This window comes from Microbacterium sp. (assembly GCF_041909575.1).
Taxonomy (GTDB): Bacteria; Actinomycetota; Actinomycetes; order Actinomycetales; family Microbacteriaceae; genus Microbacterium.
Genome location: NZ_JAYRDE010000190.1, coordinates 1 through 2,196, shown reverse-complemented (window position 1 = coordinate 2,196; position 2,196 = coordinate 1). Strand labels below are relative to the sequence as shown.

The 2,196-nt window shown below is 72.0% G+C and carries 3 protein-coding genes; 1 reads left to right on the top strand and 2 read right to left on the bottom strand.

Going from position 1 to position 2,196, the window contains the following annotated elements:
* Together ACE3O1_RS15435 and ACE3O1_RS15430 are read right to left on the bottom strand one after the other, a co-directional pair.
* Positions 1-909 (bottom strand): amidase (locus tag ACE3O1_RS15435; RefSeq protein ID WP_374316559.1); only part of this gene is annotated, 909 nt, incomplete at its 3' end.
* On the bottom strand, positions 906-1,943 hold the full coding sequence (locus ACE3O1_RS15430) for an agmatine/peptidylarginine deiminase (RefSeq protein ID WP_374316557.1): 1,038 nt from the start codon (positions 1,941-1,943) through the stop codon (positions 906-908). The genes ACE3O1_RS15435 and ACE3O1_RS15430, both read right to left, overlap by 4 nt.
* Positions 1,944-2,007: 64 nt before the next feature.
* Between ACE3O1_RS15430 and ACE3O1_RS15425 the strand changes: the two genes are divergently transcribed.
* Positions 2,008-2,196: TetR family transcriptional regulator (locus tag ACE3O1_RS15425; RefSeq protein WP_374316555.1), on the top strand; the 189-nt coding region annotated here is incomplete at its 3' end.

The following is a 2,196-nucleotide window of genomic DNA, read 5'->3' as shown; positions in this document are numbered from 1 at the left end:
CTCGGCGGTGCCGGCCTCGGGATCGGCGTTGATGTACATGCGGGGGACGCCGATGCGTCGGCGCGCGAGCGCGGCCGCGGGGTCGACGGCGCCGAGAGCGGGGTAGGACGCGGGGCGCACCGCGGATGCCGCGGGGAGCTCGATCCACGGCTGCGCCCGCCAGAAGTCGCCGCGCGTCTCGTCGTCGTCGGCGACGATGACGTCCAGCACCTCGAGCAGGTCGGCCATCGTGCGCGTGTGCGGCACGACGACGTCCATCGTCGGAACGAGCGGCCAGTTTCCGCGCACGGAGATCACGCCGCGCGAGGGCGTGTAGGCGCACAGCCCGTTGTTCGAGGCCGGCCCGCGGCCGCTCGACCACGTCTCCTCGCCCAGTCCGAACGCGGCGAAGCTCGCCGCCGTCGCCGTCCCCGAGCCGTTCGACGATCCCGAGGCGAACGGGGCCGTGAGCCAGTCGGCGCTGTACGGGCTCTCGGCCCGGCCGTAGACTCCCCGCTGCATGCCGCCGTTGGCCATGGGCGGCATGTTCGTCAGGCCGAGGCAGATCGCGCCCGCCGCGCGCAGCCGCTCGATCGTGAAGGCGTCCCGCTGCGCGATCAGGTCGGCGAACGCCGGGCTGCCGGCTGCGGCGGTCAGCCCGCGCGCCAGGTAGCTGTCCTTCGCCGTGTATGGAATCCCGTCGAGCGGTCCGAGGCTCGCTCCCGCGGCACGACGGGCGTCGGATGCCTCGGCTTCGGCGATCGCGTCGGGGTTCGCCACCACGACGGCGTTGAGCGCGGTGACGGTGTCGGGGCCGTCGTATGCGGCGATGCGGGCGAGGTAGGCGTTCACCAGCTCGACCGCGGTCGCCGTTCCGGACTCCAGGGCTGCGCGCAGCTCGGCGATGGTCGCCTCGACGACGTCGATCATCGCCCCGGCACCGTGGGCTGCTGCTGAGTGATGCAGTGGATGCCGCCGCCGCGAGCGAAGATCGGGCGGGCGTCCACGGTCACGACGCGACGGCCGGGATAGGCCTCCGACAGGATGCTGCGGGCCGCGGCATCCGCTTCGTCCTCTCCGAAGCCGCATGCGATGACGCCGCCGTTCACGACGAGGTGGTTGATGTAGCTCCAGTCGACGAAGCCCTCGTGATCGCGGAGCGTCGCCGGAGCGGGGACGTCGACGATGTCCCACGACCGGCCGGCGGCATCGACCTCGTTCTCGAGGAGGGCGCGCAGCTCACGCGTGACGACGTGGTCGGGGTGCGCGGGATCGGGCTGGTGGTGCAGGAGGAGGCGTCCGGGCGAGGGGATCGTCGCGACGATGTCGACGTGCCCGTTCGTGCCGAAGTCGTCGTAGTCGCGCGTGAGTCCTCGCGGCAGCCAGATCGTCTTGGTCGTCCCGATCGTGCGGGCGAGTTCGGCCTCGACCCGCGCACGGTCGGCGTAGGGGTTGCGGCGGGGATCGAGCTGCACGGTCTCGGTCACGAGCACCGTGCCCTCGCCGTCGACGTGGATGCCGCCGCCCTCGTTCACGAGCACGGAGCTGATGAGCTCGGCACCGACCTCGGCGGCGACGAACCGGCCGATCTCGGCCGACTGGCGCCACTCGGCCCATTCGGGAGCGCCCCAGCCGTTGAACGTCCAGTCCACGGCGCCGAGGACGCCCGGCCGCTCGTCGTCGAGCACGAAGGTCGGGCCGAAATCGCGCATCCAGAACTCGTCGAGAGGCGCCTCGACGACCTCGATGTCGCCCGAGAGCATGCGGCGCGCGCGAGCGGTCTCGGTCGGGTCCACGACCATCGTGACGGGCTCGAACTCGGCGATCGCGTGGGCGGTCGCCGTCCACGCGGCGTAGCACTCCTCCTGCGCGGAGGGCTCTTCGCCGAGGGTCTGGCCCGCGCGCGGGAACGCCATCCAGGTGCGATCGTGGGGCGCGGTCTCCGAGGGCATCCGCCAGGCCATCCGTAGTCCTCCTGTCGTGTTGATCACTTGATCAACTCGGGATCACGGTACAGAATCGACGGTGATGCCGTCAACAGCCACCCGCAGGTCCGCCGCCGAGCGCCTGCAGCAGATCTCCTCCGCCGCGCAGGCTCTCGCGCGCGAAGCGGGGCTGAGCGCCGTGACACTGCGCGCCGTCGCGACCGAGATCGGCGTCGCGCCCGCGCTCGTCGCGCACTACGTGCCGAGCATGGACGCGCTGGTCGGCGACACA

What these genes read in the sequence shown, in the direction of transcription:
- ACE3O1_RS15430 (WP_374316557.1), bottom strand. Translation starts at nt 1,943, where the DNA reads ATGGCCTGGCGGATGCCCTCGGAGACCGCGCCCCACGATCGCACCTGG.